Here is a 4,352-nt window from a genome sequence, read left to right on the forward strand (position 1 = left end):
GGCCCGCACCGTACAGCAGCTGCGCGGCTATGTGATCCCCCAGGGCGTGGCCGCCGACATCACCCGCGACTACGGCGACACGGCCCGGGCCAAGGTGCACGAGCTCCTGGAGCACCTTGCCCTGGCGGCCCTGTCGGTGGGGGCCATCGTCTGGTTCTTTCTGGGACGCCGGGCGAGCCTGGTGGTCATGGTGGCCGTGCCCGTCACCCTGGCGCTCACCCTGGCCACCTACTGGTTCATGGGCTACACGCTCAACCGGGTCACGCTTTTCGCGCTCATCTTCTGCATCGGCATCCTGGTGGACGACCCCATCGTGGACGTGGAGAACATCGTGCGCCACCTGGAGATGCCCGGCAACGCCCGCAGGCCCCTGGCCCAGGTGATCGTGGAGGCCGTGGGCGAGGTGCGCGCGCCCCTGGTGCTGGCCACCTTCACGGTGGTGGCGGCCATCATGCCCATGGCCTTCGTGGGCGGCCTCATGGGCCCCTACATGCGGCCCATGCCCATCGGGGCCTCGGTGGCCATGCTCCTCTCCATGGGCGTGGCCTTCTTCGTGACGCCCTACACGGCCAGGCACCTCCTCAAGCCCGAACCCGCAGCCCACGCCCACGTCGAAGGCCGGGCCACGCGGCTCTACCGCCGGGCCATGGAGTCGCTGATCCGCGAGCCGAAGCGCAGGCTGGCCTTCCTGGGCGTGGTGGCGGCGCTGCTCCTGGCGGCCTGCGCCCTGGTTCCGGCCCGGGCCGTGCTGGTGAAGATGCTCCCCTTCGACAACAAGAGCGAGTTCCAGGTGGTGCTGGACATGCCCCTGGGCACGCCCCTGGAACAGACCGCCCGCGTTGCCGCCGAGATGGCGCGAGCCGTTCTCGAGCGGCCCGACGTGGCGAGCGTCCAGCTCTACGCCGGGACGTCCGGCCCCTTCTCCTTCAACGGTCTCGTGCGCCACTACTTCCTGCGCCAGGGGCAGAACCAGGCCGACCTGGCGGTGAACCTGGCCCCCAAGTCCGCCCGCGCGGACCAGAGCCACGACATCGCCAAGGCCGTGCGACTGACCCTCGAACCCATCGCCCAGCGCCACGGCGCGCGCCTCAAGGTGGCCGAGGTGCCCCCCGGCCCCCCCGTGCTCCAGACCCTGGTGGCCGAGGTCTACGGTCCGGACCCCGAGGGCAGGCTGGCCGTGGCCCGGCAGGTGCGCCAGGCCTTCCTGGACTCCCCAGGCGTGACCGACGTGGACTGGATGGTGGACGACCCGCGCCCCGAACCCGTGATCCGCATCGAGCGCGACAAGGCCCTGGCCGCAGGCGTGGACCCGCGCCGCGCCCTGGAGGTGGTGGCCGCGAGCCTGCGCGGCGGCAAGGCCGGGCTCCTGCACGACGAGTCCGCCGGGGAGGACGCCCCCGTGGTGGTGCGCCTGCCACTCCGGGACCGCGCCCACCTGCCCGACATCCAGGCCCTGTCCGTGCGCGGCCAGGACGGGACCATGGTCTCCCTGGACCAGATCGCCTCCGTGACGCTCCAAGAGACCCCCTCGGCCCTCTACCGCAAGAACCTGCGGCCCGTGGTGTTCGTCACGGGCGACGTGGCCGGGAGCGCCGAGAGCCCCGTGTACGCCATGGGGGCCGTTGAGGAGCGCCTGGCCGCCCTGGAAGCCGGAGGCAAGGGCGCGTGGCAGGCGCAGGGCACGCCCTCCCTGACCCCGCGCTGGCTGGACCGCCCGCCCGCGCCCGGCGCGTACGGCATGGTCTGGGACGGCGAATGGCGCATCACCCAGGAGGTGTTCCGGGACATGGGCATCGCCTTCGCGGTGGTCATGGCGCTCATCTACATCCTGGTGGTGGGGTGGTTCGGCTCGTACACCACGCCCATCGCCATCATGTCGCCCATTCCGCTCTCGCTGGTGGGCATCCTGCCGGCCCACGCCCTGGCCGGAGCCTTCTTCACGGCCACGTCCATGATCGGCTTCATCGCGGGCGCGGGCATCGTGGTGCGCAACTCCATCATCCTGGTGGACTTCATCGAGATGCGCCGCGCCCAGGGCGTGTCCCTGGAAGAGGCCGTGGTGGAGGCCGGGGCCGCGCGCTTCCGGCCCATGCTCCTCACGGCGGCGGCCGTGGTGGCCGGGGCCTTCGTGATCCTCTTCGACCCCATCTTCCAGGGCCTGGCCATCTCGCTCATGGCCGGGGAGCTTGCGGCCACCTTTCTCTCGCGCATGGTGGTGCCCGTGATGTACTATCTGGACCAGCGCCGCGCCGGGACCCGGTGAGCAGGACCGGGCAGCGGCGCGCTTGTCAAAACCACGGCCCATGCGCTAGGTGGGTGGCCCCATGAGAGTGCCCGCCCCATGAACACCCCGGACGCCGCGCCCGTACTGATCATCCCCGCCTACAAGCCGACCCCCGCCCTGCCGGGGCTGGTCCGGTCGGCCGTGTCGGGCGGCATGCGCGCCGTGGTGGTGGACGACGGTTCCGGGCCGGAGTACGCCGCCCTTTTCGAGGAGACCGCCGCCCTGCCCGGCGTCACTCTTCTGCGCCACGCGGTGAACCTGGGCAAGGGCCAGGCCCTCAAGACGGCCTTCAACCATGTGCTCCTGGCCCACCCCGGCTGCCCGGGCGTGGTGACCGCCGACGCCGACGGGCAGCACGCCCCCCGGGACATCGAGACCGTGGCCCGTGCCCTGGCCGCAACGCCGAACCGACTCTACCTGGGCGTGCGGAGCTTCGGCCGGGACGTGCCCTGGCGCAGCCGCTTCGGCAACGTGCTCACCGGCAAGATCTTCCGGTTGCTCACGCGCCTGGACATCTCCGACACCCAGACCGGGCTGCGCGCCATCCCCTTGTCGTACCTTCCCGAGATGCTGCGCATCCAGGCCACGCGCTACGAGTTCGAGCTGGAGATGCTCGTGCTGGCTGCCCGCCGGGGCTGGCGCGTGGAGGGTGTCCCCATCGCCACCACCTACCTCGACGGGAACGCCTCCTCGCACTTCAACCCGCTCGTCGACTCCCTGAAGATCTACTTCGTCTTCCTGCGCTTCTTCGGGCTCTCCCTGGCCACCTTCCTTGTGGACTACGCCGTGTTCTCCGCAGCCTACGCCCTCTCGGGGGGCATCCTGGAGAGCCTTGTGGCCGCGCGGATCGTCGCGGGGCTCTTCAACTTCTCCCTGGCCAAGACCTTCGTCTTCAAATCCCCCGGGAAGGCCTCCCTGGAGGCGCTGCGCTACGTGCTGCTGGTGGCCTTCCTCCTGGTCATCTCCTACGGCGCCACCAACGTGCTGGTCTCCATGGGCCTGAACGTCTACCTCTCCAAAATCGTGGCGGAGACGGCCCTGTTCCTCGCGAGCTTCGCCATCCAGAACATCTTCGTCTTCTCCGCGCCCGAAGAGACCGCCCCGGAGGAAGGCCAAGCCACCGACTGGAACGCCTACTACCGGAACGTGCCCTTCTCGGCCCGCGTCACCCGCGCCATCTCCCAGCGGCTGCTTTTGAAGCTCCTGCGCAGGCACGCCCCGGCGGACCTGCGCGCCATCTGCGAGCCCGGCGGAGCCAACAGTTGCTTCTCCGCCGCCCTGCAACGGGCCTATCCCCAGGCAGCCTACACCGTGGTGGACACCAACGCCTACGGACTCTCCCTCTTCGCGGTCAACGCCGGCCCCCGCGCCAGGGCCGTGGAGGCCGACATCCTGGCCATGCCCCCGGGCATCCAGGCGGACCTGACCTTCAGCGTGGGCCTCATCGAGCATTTCACCGGCGACGACGTGGACCGCGCCGTCAAGGCGCACTTCGACTGCACCCGCCCCGGCGGACTGGTCTGCCTCGCCTTCCCCACGCCCACGTGGCTCTACCGTGCCAGCCGCCGCGTGCTGGAGGCTCTGGGGATGTGGCGCTTCCACGACGAAACGCCCCTCGCGCCCGAACCGGTGGTCCGCTCCGCCTCACGGTACGGCGAGGTGCTGGCCACGGGAATCAACTGGCCCATCCTCCTGACCCAGGCCTACGTGCTGGTCCGCAAGGCGCCCCGGGCCGACTGACGGCCCAACCGCCGCCCTCCGGCGCGAGCATTGACGCCCCCGTCCGGGGCAGCTAACAGTCTGCTGAGAAATCCTCGCTGGCCGCAAGAATCGGCTTTCCAGGCTGCCAGGAATCCGGACAACCCGAATCCCAAGAGAACATCCCCCAAGGAGCCCCCATGCGCGCCGCATACCCCCTCTTCCTGGCCCTGGCCCTGTCGTTGTGCGCCGTCGCCGCCCTGGCCCAGCCCGCCAGCTTCACCGCCGACGTGGCGCACACCGCCAACGGCGCGCCCACCCTCTCGGGCAAGGCCTGGATCGCGCCGGGCAAGGTGCGCGTGGAGTCCAC

2 protein-coding genes are annotated in these 4,352 nt (G+C 70.6%); both read left to right on the plus strand.

The genetic code is table 11. The annotated features are described in order from the left end of the window. On the plus strand, positions 1-2,263 hold a 2,263-nt coding region (locus tag ACV4UX_RS17535), incomplete at its 5' end, for an efflux RND transporter permease subunit (RefSeq protein WP_491594569.1). 78 nt (positions 2,264-2,341) lie between these two features. Continuing rightward, positions 2,342-4,024 (plus strand): glycosyltransferase, encoded by a 1,683-nt coding sequence (locus ACV4UX_RS17540; protein WP_491594570.1) that lies wholly within the window; start codon positions 2,342-2,344, stop codon positions 4,022-4,024. Positions 4,025-4,352: the final 328 nt, after the last annotated feature.

The sequence above is a fragment of the Fundidesulfovibrio sp. genome (assembly GCF_058402725.1).

Excerpts from the sequence above, each read along its gene's own strand:
- ACV4UX_RS17540 (WP_491594570.1), top strand. The coding sequence starts at position 2,342 with ATGAACACCCCGGACGCCGCGCCCGTACTGATCATCCCCGCCTACAAG.